The following is a 15,658-nucleotide window of genomic DNA, read 5'->3' as shown; positions in this document are numbered from 1 at the left end:
ACGCTGTGATTTAAATTTGTCCCCGCAAAAATTAAAAAATAATGGTTAGCAAAGAAGAACATATTCTTTTACATTCGGAAGTGCTTTTTGCAGAGAAAGGTTTTAGCGCTACATCTACGCGTGAGATTGCAAAAGCTGCTAATGTAAATGTTTCGATGATTTCGTACTACTTTGGGTCTAAAGAAAAATTGTTTGAGCAAATTTTTGTTTATCGCATGAAACAAGGCTACGATTTCATCCACCAAACAATGGAGAATCATGAAATGTCAGCAATTGAGAAACTTTCTGTAATCATTGATCGTTACGTTCAACGAGTTCGAACATTGAAAAACTTCTATCTCATTCTACAAAGAGAGCAATTAAATTTTAAACGAACATCAACTATTCAAATTTTAAAAGAATCCAAGTTGAAATTTCTACAATTCTATCAAAATATTGTAGAAATGGGCTTCAACGAAGGAATATTCACTAAAAGACCAGATGTGTCTTTAGTCCATGCAATTATTTCTGGAAGTTTATACACAGCGATGAATATGTACGAAGTCTATCAAGAATTTTCTCAGGAAGTTCCTCGTGACGAAGAAACATATTATCAACAATTAACTCAACAACTCAAAGACACCATAAAACTCGTCGTAGGTTATGAAGAAAAATAAAAACGGATTACTCATTGCATTTTTTGTAAGCTTAAGTTTGTCCAGTTTTGCTCAAGAAAAGAAGCATATAACATTAGATCAAGCGGTCGCTTTAGGATTGGGAAATTCTAAAAATCTAAAAATAGATCAAACAAAAATTGAGCAAGCCGAAGCCCATATCATTGAAGCCAAAAATAAAAAACTTCCCGATTTGAGTATTTCCGGAAGCGCACTTGCATTAGCCAATGCGAATGTTGATCTTAAAATCGCTCAAGGTGGCGGGGGAGCGACGCCAAAAGCGAATTCTGCATTTTTCGGAAGTGCAAATCTTTCTTTGCCTCTTTTTGCAGGTGGACGTATTAAGTATGGAATTCAATCTGCCGAATACGTTTTGGATGCCGTGCGTTTGAATGCAGAAAATGATAAGGAAGCAGTCGCTTTCACCATTGCAAAGGCGTACACGAATTTGTTTAAAGCTGAACAAATGATTGAGGTTTTAGAAGAAAATTTGAAAGCATCAAGACAACGTGATTCTCAATTTTTAAAACTTGAAAATAACGGCGTTATTGCAAGAAATGATCGTTTGAAAGCCAATCTACAAACGTCGAATTTGGAATTGCAATTATTGGACGCCCAAAACAATTTTTTGGTAGCCAATCTTAATATGGATTTGCTTTTGGGTTTACCAGATGAAACTCAAATCGAAGTCGATCGTGGATTTTGGGAAAATTCCAATTCTTTACATGATTTGAAGTATTATTATTCCGAAGCCTATCAAAATAGAAATGATTTACAAGCGGTTGGAAAACAACAATCGGCTGCGAATTTAGGAAGCAAGGCGGCAAAAGCAGAAGAGTTGCCAAGTATTGCGGTAACCGCAGGATATGTTGCAGCTCACGTTCCGAAAATTCTTACCGTAACGAACGCTGCTAATGTTGGTTTGGGCGTACAATATGAATTGTCGCATTTGTGGAAGAAAAATTCAAGTTTACTCAATGCCGAAGCTAAGGAGAGAGAATTGGCAGCAACTTCAGATTTACTTAGAGATCAGATTAAATTAGAAGTTTTTCGTGATTTCAATTCATTCGAATTGGCTCAGAGGAAAATTGATGTTTTGGAAAATGCCCAAACTCAAGCCGACGAAAACTATCGAATTACAAAAAATAAATACGACAACGGTTTAGCAACAATGACGGAACTTTTAGATGCAAATACGGCTCAAATTTCGGCTCATATTGAAGTGACTAATGCCAAAGCTGATGCAGCATTAGCTCAGAAAAAATTGCAACAAACTGCAGGAATTCTCCTTTAAAAATTTAGACTAAAACACAATAAAAAAATGTCAGATACTACAGAAATACAACCGAGTAAAAAGAAAAAATCACTTTTGTTTCCCATCATTTTAGCCGCTGTTGTTATTGGTGGTGGCGCGTATGGATATCATGCCTATTCGTACGGGAAAACGCATGAAGAAACGGATGACGCGCAGATTGCGTCTAATATGTCACCCGTTGTTTCTAAAATTTCGGGATACATAAAAGAGGTTAAAGTAAAAGACAATCAATTTGTGCACAAAGGTGATACGTTGGTTGTTTTGGATTCTCGCGATCAGCAGGTCGTTCTTCACCAAGCCGAAGCAGCTTTAGGAACGGCGCATTCAAGCGTTTCATCAGCGCAAGCAAGTACACAAGCAACATCTCAAAACATTAACACGACTCAAGCGGCGATCGCGACGGCAAATGCGCAAATTGAAGCCGCAAAAGTTAATGTTTGGAAAACAGGTGAAGATTTAAAAAGATATCAGAATTTAATTAAAGATCATTCCATAACACAACAGCAATACGAACAAGCGTATGCAGCCAAACAAGCTGCGGATAAGCAATTGCAAGTTTTGGTTGATCAAAGAAATCAAGTGGCTCAGCAAACGGGAGTGGTACAATCTCAAACTGCTGCGAGTTCGCAACAAATTAACGTTGCAAATTCGGTTGTGAAGCAACGAGAAGCGGATGTTGAAAATGCAAGATTAAGCCTTTCCTATACCGTTATTGTTGCTCCTGAGGACGGATTCGTATCTAAAATTCCAGTTCAGGCAGGTCAATTTATTCAGGCAGGATCGCAGTTATTTAGCTTGGTTCGTGATAATGATAAATGGATTGTAGCGAATTTTAAAGAAACGCAGTTATCAAAAATGGTGGAAGGTCAGAAAGTGAAAGTTGAAATTGATGCTTTTCCAGATACCGATTTTGAAGCTAAAGTGAGTTCATTTTCACCAGCAACAGGATCGTCATTCTCTATTTTGCCTCCAGATAATGCGAGTGGAAACTTTGTGAAAGTTGTTCAACGTGTTCCTGTTCGCTTGGATTTTGTTCATCTTGATCCAACGATTGCCAAGAAATTACGTGCGGGAATGAATGTTAAAGCCGAAGTTACTTTAAATTAATACTTTTTTGAAAGTTTATTATTAGGTGAACTTTTGATACCACAATTATGGAACAAGATTCATTAGTAGAATACGGTTCGCGGCGTGTCATAATCACCGTTACAGCCATTCTTTGCGCATTGCTTGAGATTGTAGATTCTACAATTGTGAATGTAGCGCTCAACGAAATGAAAGGAAACCTTGGGGCAACGTTATCCGAAGTTGGTTGGGTAATTACAGCCTATGCTATTGGTAACGTGATTGTTGTACCAATGACAAGTTGGCTTTCGCAACAATTTGGGCGCCGAAATTATTTTGCAGCATCCATTGTTATATTTACCATCTGTTCATTTCTTTGCGGAAATGCAACTAATATCTGGGAATTGGTCTTTTTTAGATTGATGCAAGGTATTGGTGGTGGTGCATTATTAGTGACTTCTCAAACGATTATTACCGAATCCTATCCCATTGAAAAACGAAGTATGGCGCAAGCGATTTATGGTTTAGGAGTTATTATTGGACCTACTTTAGGTCCGCCTTTAGGAGGATATATCGTTGATAATTACAGTTGGCCGTACATTTTTTACATTAACATTCCTATTGGGATTGCGGCAACAATGCTTACGTTACAGTTTGTTCGAAGTCCGAAATTTGCAGCCAAGCGTGCCATTCGCGATGTCGATTGGATCGGGATTTTCTTGTTAAGTGCGTTTGTTGGTTCGCTACAATATATTTTAGAGAGAGGCCATGAAGATGATTGGTTTGAAAGCCGAACGATTGTATTCTTAACCGTTGTCGCTGTTTTAGGTTTTATCTTATTCCTTTGGCGAGAATTAACCTTCAAATATCCAATTGTTGAATTGCGTGTTTTGAAAAATGGAAATCTACGAATCGGAACAATCATGTCGTTTATTTTAGGTTTTGGTTTGTACGGATCCACATTTATCGTTCCATTATATACGCAAAGTATTTTGGGTTGGACGGCTTTGCAATCGGGAGCATTGATGATTCCAGCCGCATTAACAACGGCGTTTATGATGCCTATTATTGGTCGATTATTAACTCGCGGAGCAAAACAACAAATTTTAGTTTCCATCGGTTTGTTTATTTTCTTCGTGTATAGTTTTTGGGGTTATAAAATTTTAACTCCAGATACGGGAAAAGATGATTTCTTTTGGATGTTGATAGTTCGTGGTGCGGGATTAGGACTTTTGTTTATTCCAATTACATCGTTGTCATTAAGTACATTAAAAGGTCAAGAAATTGGTCAAGGAGCTGCATTTACGGGAATGATGCGACAGTTAGGAGGTTCATTTGGGATCGCCGCGATAACGACATTTATTTCCAATCAAACGTCGAAACATGCTGCAGCTTTATCCGAACATCTCAATATGAATGATTGGAATGTTCAGCAAAGAATAAGCGCTCTGAAAGCCAGTTTTATGGGCAAAGGAATGACGCCCGACGTGGCTTTAGCATCAGCATATAAAGCGATGCAAGGCTCGGTGATGAAACAAGCGGCAGTGCTTTCCTATATGGATGTTTTCCTGTATTTAGGATTGATCTTTTTGGTATGTATCCCATTTGTGTTGTTTGTGAGACAGAAAAAAGGTCGTGAACCCATTGATTTAAGTGAAGCAATGCACTAAACGTGAAAAATAAAAAACCGAATCAGAGCTGATTCGGTTTTGTTTTATTAATGCCATCGTTTCTTTTTGAAATAGATAAATGTGCAAAAGACGATTAAAAACATTACACCTAAAGTAACAAAGTAACCAAATGGAGTGTGAAGTTCGGGCATGTTGTCGAAATTCATTCCATAAACCCCTGCGATAAATGTTAGGGGTAAAAAATAAACAGAATAGATAGCCAAAAGTTTCATGACTTGATTGGCTTTCTGATCGGAAAGCGCTAAAAACATTGAAATCAAGTTGCTTACTTGAGCGATAAGATGATCAAAATCGGCAACAACATCCTTGTGTTTATCTTCGATATCGGCTATTTGAGCATCTGTAAGTTGTAATTTGTTGACATTTCGAACCCAATCACCAGAAATATTTAGAATTCTAAAATTCAAACCCGCTTTACGTTTCACACGAAAAAGCTTTCGGATTTGGGATGAATGGTTATTGTCATGCAGAAAAATATCGTTCTCCATTTTTTCAATTATATCAATCAAACGAATACTTTCATCATCGAATGATTTAAGGACTTTTAGAAATAAATGAAGAGCTATAGAACTGGTGGTTACTTCCGTTCGTTCACCTTCTATTTCCGCTCTATATTCATAAATACTGCGATTTTTAAGTCGGTGAACAGTGATAATGGTATTTCCGACGATAAATATTCCCAATTTGGTGCTCACATCACTTATGTTGTTGAGACTTTTACGTTCCAAATCAGTATTTTCACGTGTTAAAAAGAAAAGCACACCTTCATCTTCTTCGAATTTGGGAAGGTGATTGGCATCCGTAGTATCTTCCAATAAAAGAGGATCGATGTTATAGCGGTCTTTTAGAAAATTGATATCTTCTAAAGATGCATTTTCACAATCCAACCATTCGCAATGTTCATTTTTGTATGCTATTTCTATCGCCATACCTGCTTTTTGGCTGCAAATTTAAGCTATTTTCTTTTTGGTTCCTTACAGGAATTTGGGTGGCTTTTGCAAAATAAATTTTAGTATGTAGGGAATATCAAATATCTTTGCATAAATATTTTTTTTAATGGTAAAAAGTATCATAAAAGGGGTAGGACATTATGTTCCTGAAAACGTTGTAACCAATGATGATCTCGCAAAATTAATGACCACAAACGACGAATGGATTACCGAAAGAACCGGAATTAAAGAAAGAAGACATCGTAAAAATAGATTGGATAGCGAAGAAACAACGGCTTTTTATGGGATGAAAGCATCTCAAAAGGCTTTGGCAATGGCTAATCTAACGGCAAAAGATATCGATTATATCGTTTTTGCAACGCTATCTCCAGACTATTTCTTTCCTGGAAGTGGTGTAGTGCTTCAAGATTTGTTGGGCTGCGATACGATTGGAGCGTTGGATGTTCGCAATCAATGTTCAGGTTTTGTCTATGCAATGGGTGTTGCCAATGCTTTTATTAAAGCGGGAGTTTATAAAAATATCTTAGTTGTTGGGGCCGAAATTCATTCTTTTGGATTGGATTTTAGTGATGAAGGAAGAGGGGTTTCTGTCATTTTTGGTGATGGAGCGGGTGCCGTAATTTTATCGGCTTCAGAAGATGCGAATGCTGGTGATATTTTGTCAACGAATATGCATTCTGAAGGGAAGTATGCTGAGGAATTAGCCGTGAAATTTCCAGGAACAAAGTTCGGTTGGAGTGATGTTTTGAAAAATCATCCAGAAAAAATCACTAACGCAGAAATCTATCCGGTAATGAATGGAAATTACGTTTTCAAACATGCGGTAACGCGTTTCCCTGAAACCATGATTGAAGCATTAACAAAAGCAGGGAAAACGGTTGAAGATTTGGATATGTTCATTCCGCATCAAGCGAATTTGAGAATTGCGCAATTCGTTCAGGAGAAGTTTGGATTACCTGATGAAAAGGTTTTCAATAATATTCAGAAATACGGTAATACAACGGCAGCTTCTATTCCAATTGCGTTAAGCGAAGCGATTGAACAAGGGAAAATCAAGAGGGGTGATTTAGTGCTTCTTTCTGCTTTTGGTAGCGGATTTACTTGGGGAAGTGTTTTGTTTGAATACTAGAATTTGATTAAAGCAAACAGATGATAAACGAATCGGCAACCTCGAAGAGGTTGCCGATTCGTTTTATTTAAATTAAAAATCTTATTTCAAAGACTCTAATAATTTTGCTGAACTTTCCGTTTCTTGCCCCGCTGCTTTTCCTAGTTCAATTGATTTCTCAGCCCATAGTTTTGCATTGGTTTTGTCTCCTAATTTGCTGTACAAATGAGCAAGAGTGTCCGTATTAGCAAAATTTTCGGAAAGTTTAATCGATTGTAATGCCCAAGTAACTGCTTTTTCCAAAGAAGTTTTGTTGGTTACATTTTCATAAAAATTCCAAGCCGCGCTATTCAATTCATTCGCAGAAGCCTTAGAAAAATCTTGGTAACTTTCTAAAATTAACTTTTCATACGTTGCGAAGTCCTTCGCTTTTAAAGCACGAGAAGCTTTTGCTTTTGTGATTGCTTTTGCCGCCTCTTCTTTACTCAAAATTGATGCTGTTTCGGTATAAAAAAGATTTTCGTCAAACGTTTTTGTTTCTTTATTGTATGCCTTGTTAATAGCAGCGTTAACTTTTTGTCCGTTGTAGAAGTTTGTATAAGACTTCTCACCAAGTACTTTTGTTAGGGCTTCTTGGTGTTTTCCGAAAGTTTCTAAAGCCTTAGGATTTGCAGATCTTGCCGCCATCATCAAAATAGTCACATCCTCTTTTTCCAAATCTAAGTTCTGCTTCTTTTTTTCTGTAAAATACGTGTCTAGTACACGTCCTGAAAATGTAGCATCAGAAAACATGGTCATTTCGGCTAGTTTTTTTAAGAATACTAAATCTTTTTTCCCATTTTCATATTCTTTTTGCAAAGCACCAATTCTTTTTGAAGGATCCATGGCGTCTTTCGCAAATTGTAGGAAGTCATTTTCTTCAACATACCCTAAAGTTCTGTGAACTTCCTTACCGTCTCCATCAATGAAAAGGTAGGTTGGGTAGGCTGAAACTCCATATTTTTTCGCTAATGCAACTCCTTCACCTTTTTCCATATCGATTTTAGCATTTACAAAATTTCCATTGTAGAAATCGCCAACTGATTTTAAAGGGAAGATATTTTTATCCATTAATTTACATGGACCACACCAAGAAGCATAAGCATCAAGAAAAATTAATTTGTTTTCTTTTTTTGCTTTGGCTAAGATATCATTGAAAGTGGTTTTCTCGAACTGTATTCCTTGTCCAAAAGCCATAGCGCTAATGGTAACAAGTGATAGAATTTGTATTGATTTTGTCATTTTGATTTTTTTTCCGCGTAAATGTAATAATAATATGTAACGCATTGTGTTAAAAAAATCAAAAAAAGTCAGAATTTCTTCCGACTCTTTGCAAAAATGCTAATATGAATGTAAAATTAGAAATCGTACGTTAAACCAACCTGAACCATTTTGGTGTTGTTGAAATTGTTGTTTTTAAAATAATCGCTGAAATCACGTTTCACGAATAAACTCCAACTATTATAACCTAAAGTAACCTGAGCTCCATATACAAAAGGATTTACGTTGTAATCTTCTTTGTTTCGGAAATTCATTTGGTCTCCTTTTACAATGTTATTGGTTCCCATTCGGACGCCACCATAAACATTCGCACCCAGTTTTAAACCATTATAATACGGGCGATACGTAATGTCTTCTGCAACTGTTTTTAGTTTTGAAAAGTTGTATTGCAACCCAAACGGAATCATTATGTATCCTGTTCTTAGTTTTGATTTATCTAAGTTTTTCGAGTCTTGTGCAAGGATCGTTTCTCCTGTATTCACTTTTGTGAAGTAATAGTTGTCCTGCATTCTTAGCGTTCTCCAAGAAAGGGCTAGTCCCGAAGTTAATGCCCAAGGGCTGGTTTGTGAAAATTGATAATTAAGTTTAAAGCCTACCTCCAAATTATTAGCAAAACCTTTATGCTGATCTAAGGTCTCTTCGTTGCTTTTGTCTAAAATCATAGCACCGTAAGAAATATAAGTCGTTACGCTTCGAGCGGGTTTATAGCGCTTTACGAGTTTATCTTTAAGTTCTTTTTCAGAATTTGCGTCCTCATTCAAAAGCGAATAACGTACTTGTTTTGAAACGACATCATCCAAATCGAATCCAAGCGAGGTGATTTTTTCATCAATAGCTGCAGAATATCGATCTGCAATAGCGGCTTTTTGAGCATTGGCTTCACTTTGGGTAATTGTCCCAGCGTTTAATTTTTCATTAACTGCTGTGATTTCACCTTCCATTTTTGCTTTTTCAGCTTGAATAATGGTGTTGATTTCGTTAGCGTAGTTTTCGATTTTCTCCTTAACGATCGGACTTACCGAAGTGGATTCCTTTTGCGGAATGTTAATCTTCAAATTAACTTGAGCCTCAACTTGTGCTGCTACAAAGCATAATGCTCCTGCTACAATAATTTTCTTTATCATATCTAAATAATTTAATTTCTAAAAAATGGATTTATTTTTTTTCCAGCTCAATGGTCGCAACGTTGGATCCGTCGCGGGTTTGCTTGATTATGTTTTTGTTTTCTACCGAAAATAAAAGCGCATTAGCATCGGTATATTTTTTCTTTTGAACGGCTGGTTTTATTTTCGCTGAATCTGTTTTTGCAAGAACATTTTTTGAGATAGTTTCCTGTTCTTTTTTCAATGCATCAACGTTGATGGTTATTTTCGATGGTGACGTCGTTGCATTTTCTTTCACTACAGTTTGCGTTTCCTTATTCGTTGCTAAAGACTTTGCTGGTTCTTTTTCTTTGGGTTCAATTTTTTGAAGGGCAATTGGTGCTGCTGGTTCTTTCGTTGTATTTTCAACCGAATTTTGAGGCGCAGTGCGCACTTTCGAAGTTTCTTTTTGAGCTATTTTTGGTTCATCCGACTTCGAGTTTAGCAAAAACCAACCCGCTGAAAATAGGAGCACAAAAGAAGCTGCAATACCTATCCAATACGAGTTTTTCTTTTTCGTAGGTTCAATAGCAAGATTTCCTTGCTCAATGGCATCCCAAAGGTTTCGACTTGGGGCGATCTCGCGATTTTCCAAGTGCTTTTTTATTTGGTTTTCGATATTATTGGGCTTCATTTTGTTTTTCTTTTTGGTTGTAGTAGATGGTTTTCAGTTTTTGCTTTGCTCTAAAAAGTTGCGTTTTACTTGCATTAACACTTATTTGTAGCATTTCTGCGATTTCCTGATGCGAATATTCTTCTAAAACATGAAGGTTAAAAACCATTCGATACGCTTCTGGAAGTTCATCTAATAAAGCTTGAACATCAATGATTTCTTCAACTTCATAGGATTCTTCGGCTTCAGCAACAAACTCATATTGGGTGTCGTCGATGTAAAAGATATTTTTACGAGTTTTTAGAAAATTTAAGCATTCATTTACGACGATTCGTCGTGCCCATCCATCAAAATTTCCCTCACTACGATAGGTTTCAATGCTCTTGAATATCTTACAAAATGCTTTGATAACACAATCTTCGGCATGAAAAATATCGTTGATATAGGAACGACTGATGCTTAAAAATTTACCAACGTTTTTTTCGTAGTATATTTTCTGAGCAGCCGATTCTTGCCGAACCAGTCGCTTGAGCAAATCTTCATTTTTATTTCCTAATACGATTCCCACAGTTTTGTTTTCTATACTAATAGACACGCTTTCCCCAAAAAGGTTACAGTTTTTTTTAAAAAATTTTAATAAAAGTTGTCATTAATATTTAATTTGTTGATAATTAAGTGATTAAATTTACTATTTAAAACAACAACGGGCTCCCAAAAAGAAGCCCGTTGTTAATTTTATTGGATTGAAATTCCGAATTATCCTAAATATGGATATTTATAGTCTTTTGGAGAAACAAACGTTTCTTTAATTGAACGTACAGAAACCCAACGTAGTAAGTTCATTTTAGAACCTGCTTTATCATTAGTTCCAGAAGCTCTACCACCACCAAAAGGTTGTTGACCAACAACAGCACCTGTTGGCTTGTCATTGATGTAGAAGTTTCCAGATGCATTTTCTAATGCTTTGTACGCTTCATCAATTGCATATCTGCATTGTGAGAAGATAGATCCTGTCAAAGAATATGGAGATGTTTCGTCAACCAATTTCAATGTTTCTGCCCAGTTTTTATCTTCGTAAACATATAGAGTAAGTACAGGTCCGAAGATTTCTTCTACCATACTTTCGTATTGAGGGTTTGTTGTTTTAATAACTGTTGGATGTACAAACCATCCTTTTTTATCATCACATTTTCCACCAAGCACAACCTCTGCATCTTTTGCTTTTTTCGCTCTTTCAATGTATCCTTTACATTTTTCGAATGAGTTTTTGTCGATAACCGCGTTTACAAAGTTTGATGTGTCTTCTGGAGACCCCACTTTAATAGTTTTCATTTGCGCTTCCATAACCGCTTTCACATCGTCCCAAAGAGAAACAGGGATGTAAGCTCTAGAAGCCGCAGAACATTTCTGACCTTGATATTCGAAAGCACCTCTTACCAAAGCCGTAGCAACCGCTTCAACATTTGCGCTTGGGTGAACCATAACGAAGTCTTTTCCTCCTGTTTCACCAACAATTCTTGGATACGTTCTGTAGTTATGGATATTATCACCAATCATTTTCCACATTCCTTGGAAAACTCTTGTAGATCCTGTAAAATGCAATCCAGCGAAATCTCTATGAGCTAATACTTTTTCAGCCGTTTCTTTACCATCCGTGAAAATCATGTTGATTACCCCATCAGGAAGCCCCGCTTCTCTGAAAACTTCCATTAACACGTGAGCCGAATATACTTGCTTGTCTGAAGGTTTCCAAACAACAACGTTACCCATCATCGCCATACAAGAAGGTAAGTTTCCTGAAATTGCTGTAAAGTTAAATGGAGTTACGGCAAAACAAAAACCTTCAAGCGGTCTGTATTCTACACGATTCCAAATTCCAGCATCAGAAACAGGTTGTTCAGCGTACATTTCTGTCATGAATTCTACGTTGAAACGTAGGAAATCAATAAACTCACAAGCTGCATCAATTTCTGCTTGGTGCACGTTTTTCGATTGCCCAATCATGGTTGCAGCGTTTAATCTATCTCTATAAGGACCAGCAACAAGATCTGCCGCTTTTAAAAATATAGCAGCTCTTTGTTCCCAACCTAATGCATTCCACTTTTCTTTAGCAGCTAAAGCTGCTTCAATAGCTTGATCTACATGGCTCATGTCACCTTCATAGTAGAAACCTAAATCATGCTTATGATCTTGTGGAGATTGTAGTTTTGTTTTCTTTTTTGTTGTTACATCTTTACCACCAATAACCATTGGGATTTCCATTTTCTCTTTCCACATTGTTTTGTAGGTTGAGATTAAACTTTTCACCTCTGGTGTTCCTGGTGCGTACGAATTCACTGGCTCATTTACTGCGAAAGGAACTTGAGAAATTGCTTTAGACATATGATTTACTTTTTTTTGTGTTAGTATTTCTAGAGTTTCAAATTTACGGTATAAAAATGAAAAGATAAAATTAGAATGTATAACATTCTTTTTTTTAATAGTCCTACCTTTATAAATCTAAACGTAAAAGATGGAATCTAAAAAAAATACCCCTCCAACAGGTGTACTCATTGCGATAATCCTGTTAATTGTTATGATTATAGGCTATTTTGCATTGTCAGCTATTTTCCCTGAGATGTTTCAAAAAGAGGCACTTGGGAAATAGTTGAAGTAGTATAAAAACCATTTCTTATCCTAGGTCAATGTGCAGATTTTGCTGCTGACCTACCTTTGCAATAGAAAATTTAAAATTTATATACTTATGAAAAAATTACTCTCCTTGTTCGCTGTAGTGCTATATTCGATTTCTACATTCGCTCAAGTAAAAAATTTAGCTTCAGACCCTGCGCATTCTAGAATCCAATTTGTGGTGACGCACTTGGGAATTAATGATATTACGGGAAACTTCAATACGGCAGATTTACAAATTAAGGCTGATGAAAAGAATTTCCTAAACTCATCATTTACGTTTTCGGCTGATATTAATTCAATCGATACACATATCGAAGCAAGAGATACACATTTGAAAAGCGCAGATTTCTTTGATGCGGCAAACAATCCAAAAATTGTATTTGTGTCCACATCTATTCAAAAAGGAAAACAAAAAAACTACTACAAACTAAACGGAAATCTAACGATGCATGGTGTTACAAAGCCGGCGACTGTGGTTTTAGTTTATAGAGGTTCTACCGTGAATCCAATGAGTAAAGCAAAAACATATTCCTATCAAGTTTTAGGAACTTTAAAAAGATCGGATTACGGCGTTGGACCGAAATTTCCAGAAGCGGTTATTAGTGATTTAGTTCGCATCAAAGGTGATTTTGAACTTACTGAAAAGTAAAAAATAACTCGATATAAAATGTAAAAGTCCTCGATTGAGGACTTTTTTTTTATGGTTTTGAATCTTCTGGATCATCAGAAACGTATTCCAAAATATCTCCTGGTTGGCAGTTTAAAGCTTTACAAATTGCTTCTAATGTCCTAAAACGAATAGCTTTCGCTTTTCCTGTTTTTAAAATGGACAAATTAGAAAGCGTGAGATCTACTTTTACTGAAAGTTCGTTAAGTGAAATCTTCCTTTTGGCCATCATGACATCTAAATTTACTACAATTCCCATAGTATTAAACTAATAATTCATGTTCCTCTTGCATCTCAACTCCACGTTTAAAAACTTGAGTGATCACGAAAATAATTAATGCGAAAAATAAGTATTGAAATCCAGAGTTTTCAAGTCTCGCATTACTTAAGGTTTTGGCGTCAGGGGTATTTAATGAACTGATTCCAAATGATATTATGGAAAGAAGAACTCCAGTAATCAAAGAAACATATCCGATTTTTACAATCAACTTTAATAGATATTTTGTGAAAGGGCTATTTAGGTTCATTTTGTTAAGAACCTTCCAAAGTAAGTAGGATAAATAAACTTTAATAGGTAATAGACCAATAATGCCTATTAATAATAGCGAAGTTGAAATAGCATTGGAATCATTATTTATAAAAATTCCTGTTGTTGCATCTTTAATAAAACTTTGCAAACTGTTCCATTCTACACTAAAAAGAGAATAGGCACCCATCGCTAAAATTGCTAGCAATTGCACTAAAAGTCCTAGAAATACAGCAAGAACAATAAATTTTAAAATAAGTAATACGGTATTCGTTTTCATAATTTTGGTATTTTGTTTAGCAAATATCACAAATTATTTATTGAAAAACAATAAAAATTTAATGAATTTTAAAATATTTACTCTTTTACCACCCCAATATCTTTCAAAATCCATTGTAGCGCAACATCTTTTTTGCCTAGATTTTCTTGCAAAGTTGGGATGATTTGATGATCTGGAATGACACCTTTTTTCGAATTTGTAGCTTTAATATCGGGTTGAATAAGCATTAAACCGACTGGTAAAACGAGCTTTGAGTTTGGAAGTTTTATGGTGTGATATCGTCCTGCGACCGTTCCGTCATTAGCTCCACCGGTTTCTTCACCCACTAAAGTTGCTCTTTTTTCATATTTTAATTTGGAACTCAGTATTGATGAAGCCGAAAAACTACTCCCATTTATTAAAACGTAAACAGTTCCTTGAAATGCGGTCTTTTTTGGTTTTTTAAGCGTAAAAATTGTATTGTTTTTCAAGTAAAAATGGTCATTCATTTTCTTAACACTGAGTAAGCTTCCAATATAATATAATGGATACGTAATTCCCGCAATTGGTTTTGCTAATGTAGGAATGTCGGAAAAATAGTTGGCATGGGTCATAGACGATCTTCGGGTCACTCCAATATCTTTGATAAACTGAAATTCTTCTTTTGCTAAATACGAGTACAGGTTATGAATTTCAGATAAAGATCCGCCCAAATTATCGCGAACGTCGAGGATAAGATAGTTGGTTTTATTTTGTTGAAGCCTTGCAAAACTTTCTTTGTAAAACTTGGAAGAAAAAGTTCCTGAAAAAGAATTGATTTTCATGTAGGCAATTGTGCTATCTTTTCCTAAATACTGCATGGATCGGTTATACGACTTCGTTTTTGGGTTGTAATCCAATATTTTTTTCTGAGGATCCGTTTTCAGAGCTGAAGCCTTTTTAGTTTCCTCTTTTTTCTCTTCTTTTGTTTGATATTCACGCTTAATATAAAATGATTGAATTTCATTTTGATACTTCGTTTCAAGTTTTACACTATCCAAAAAACCATGTTGTAAGGTGTACAAATCGGGCCAACGGCGAGCAAGACTGTATTTGGGATAAGTTCGGTTCCAGCCATCTCCTGTTATGTATTTTCGATAATCATCCAAGATTGTTTTTACAGGAACATCTCCAATTTTTAAGATTTCGGTTCCAACTTTAATGTTAGCAAATTTTTCGGCATTATTTTTTACGAAAAGTCGGTTCCCATCCACTACATAACCCATACGTGCCAAAAGTCCTTTTTGCAATTCCAATCTTTTGGTTTCTTTTTTTGTGAATCTTTGAAAGGGGGATCGCAAAGCGAGATGTCCTTGGCGAACTTGTGTAATTGCAGGCGCAAGTTTTTGAAATAATTCTGCTGGCGTTAGCGGTTTCTGAATATCATTTTTCACCATTTTAAAAACGGAATCCAAACTATCTTTTGTGATGTATCCGTACAAATCAGGGTGAAATTTTTGGAGCTGCATGTACGAATAATCTACGTCTTGATGAAGTTTTTCAACTGAAATCTGCGTTTTCAATTGCTCATTATACTTCGAAACACTTGTACATGAAATACAAAACAGAACGATGCAAAAGAATAGAAAATATTTCATAATTTTAGTAAGTCCAAAAAGAGTTTATATAGATGGATT

The 15,658-nt window shown here is 35.8% G+C and carries 15 protein-coding genes; 6 read left to right on the top strand and 9 right to left on the bottom strand.

Features of this window, described 5'->3' with window-relative positions:
- Positions 1–41: 41 nt before the first annotated feature.
- From AC5XHR_RS03240 to AC5XHR_RS03225, 4 genes are read left to right on the top strand one after another with little or no spacing between them, the layout of a single operon-like run.
- On the top strand, positions 42–656 hold the full coding sequence (locus tag AC5XHR_RS03240) for a TetR/AcrR family transcriptional regulator (protein ID WP_495949341.1): 615 nt from the start codon (positions 42–44) through the stop codon (positions 654–656).
- Positions 643–1,947 carry a TolC family protein gene (locus AC5XHR_RS03235; RefSeq protein ID WP_495949340.1) on the top strand — a complete coding sequence of 435 codons (1,305 nt, stop codon included), beginning with the start codon at positions 643–645 and terminating at the stop codon, positions 1,945–1,947. Before AC5XHR_RS03240 ends, AC5XHR_RS03235 begins: the two co-directional genes overlap by 14 nt.
- Positions 1,948–1,974: 27 nt before the next feature.
- Positions 1,975–3,075 (top strand): HlyD family secretion protein, encoded by a 1,101-nt coding sequence (locus AC5XHR_RS03230; RefSeq protein WP_495949339.1) that lies wholly within the window; start codon positions 1,975–1,977, stop codon positions 3,073–3,075.
- 47 nt (positions 3,076–3,122) lie between these two features.
- On the top strand, positions 3,123–4,703 hold the full coding sequence (locus AC5XHR_RS03225; RefSeq protein ID WP_495949338.1) for a DHA2 family efflux MFS transporter permease subunit: 1,581 nt from the start codon (positions 3,123–3,125) through the stop codon (positions 4,701–4,703).
- A 47-nt stretch (positions 4,704–4,750) separates the two neighbouring features.
- Here AC5XHR_RS03225 and AC5XHR_RS03220 read toward each other — a convergent pair whose 3' ends face one another.
- A complete protein-coding gene (locus AC5XHR_RS03220) occupies positions 4,751–5,653 on the bottom strand; it encodes a CorA family divalent cation transporter (protein ID WP_495949337.1) in 903 nt (300 codons plus the stop codon).
- Between the two features lie 127 nt (positions 5,654–5,780).
- On the opposite strand from AC5XHR_RS03220, the gene AC5XHR_RS03215 reads away from it, so the two are divergent.
- A complete protein-coding gene (locus AC5XHR_RS03215; protein WP_495949336.1) occupies positions 5,781–6,803 on the top strand; it encodes a 3-oxoacyl-ACP synthase III family protein in 1,023 nt (340 codons plus the stop codon).
- 81 nt (positions 6,804–6,884) lie between these two features.
- Here AC5XHR_RS03215 and AC5XHR_RS03210 read toward each other — a convergent pair whose 3' ends face one another.
- The 5 genes from AC5XHR_RS03210 to pruA all read right to left on the bottom strand — a co-directional run bounded on the left by AC5XHR_RS03210 (position 6,885) and on the right by pruA (position 12,239).
- Positions 6,885–8,063 (bottom strand): thioredoxin family protein, encoded by a 1,179-nt coding sequence (locus AC5XHR_RS03210; protein ID WP_495949335.1) that lies wholly within the window; start codon positions 8,061–8,063, stop codon positions 6,885–6,887.
- A gap of 116 nt (positions 8,064–8,179) precedes the next feature.
- Entirely contained in the window at positions 8,180–9,226 is a 1,047-nt protein-coding gene (locus AC5XHR_RS03205; protein ID WP_495949334.1) for a porin family protein, read from the bottom strand.
- Positions 9,227–9,257: 31 nt separating this feature from the next.
- Positions 9,258–9,878, bottom strand: coding sequence for a hypothetical protein (locus tag AC5XHR_RS03200; RefSeq protein ID WP_495949333.1), 621 nt, complete (start codon positions 9,876–9,878; stop codon positions 9,258–9,260).
- Entirely contained in the window at positions 9,865–10,425 is a 561-nt protein-coding gene (locus tag AC5XHR_RS03195) for an RNA polymerase sigma factor (RefSeq protein WP_495949332.1), read from the bottom strand. The genes AC5XHR_RS03200 and AC5XHR_RS03195 overlap by 14 nt, the downstream gene beginning before the upstream one ends.
- 188 nt (positions 10,426–10,613) lie before the next feature.
- Positions 10,614–12,239: an L-glutamate gamma-semialdehyde dehydrogenase gene (gene pruA, locus AC5XHR_RS03190; RefSeq protein WP_495949331.1), complete on the bottom strand. Its 1,626-nt coding sequence runs from the start codon at positions 12,237–12,239 to the stop codon at positions 10,614–10,616.
- Between the two features lie 361 nt (positions 12,240–12,600).
- On the opposite strand from pruA, the gene AC5XHR_RS03185 reads away from it, so the two are divergent.
- Positions 12,601–13,179 carry a YceI family protein gene (locus AC5XHR_RS03185; protein WP_495949330.1) on the top strand — a complete coding sequence of 193 codons (579 nt, stop codon included), beginning with the start codon at positions 12,601–12,603 and terminating at the stop codon, positions 13,177–13,179.
- 49 nt (positions 13,180–13,228) lie between these two features.
- Here AC5XHR_RS03185 and AC5XHR_RS03180 read toward each other — a convergent pair whose 3' ends face one another.
- From AC5XHR_RS03180 to AC5XHR_RS03170, 3 genes are all read right to left on the bottom strand, one after another.
- Positions 13,229–13,456 (bottom strand): helix-turn-helix domain-containing protein, encoded by a 228-nt coding sequence (locus AC5XHR_RS03180; RefSeq protein ID WP_495949329.1) that lies wholly within the window; start codon positions 13,454–13,456, stop codon positions 13,229–13,231.
- A 4-nt stretch (positions 13,457–13,460) separates the two neighbouring features.
- The gene (locus AC5XHR_RS03175) at positions 13,461–14,003 is read right to left on the bottom strand and encodes a DUF2975 domain-containing protein (RefSeq protein ID WP_495949328.1); all 543 of its coding nucleotides are present in this window, start codon (positions 14,001–14,003) and stop codon (positions 13,461–13,463) included.
- A gap of 77 nt (positions 14,004–14,080) precedes the next feature.
- Positions 14,081–15,619 carry a S41 family peptidase gene (locus AC5XHR_RS03170; protein ID WP_495949327.1) on the bottom strand — a complete coding sequence of 513 codons (1,539 nt, stop codon included), beginning with the start codon at positions 15,617–15,619 and terminating at the stop codon, positions 14,081–14,083.
- Positions 15,620–15,658: the final 39 nt, after the last annotated feature.

It is taken from the genome of Kaistella sp. CFF1-2, from assembly GCF_059509915.1.
This window is presented reverse-complemented; position numbering and strand designations above follow the sequence as displayed.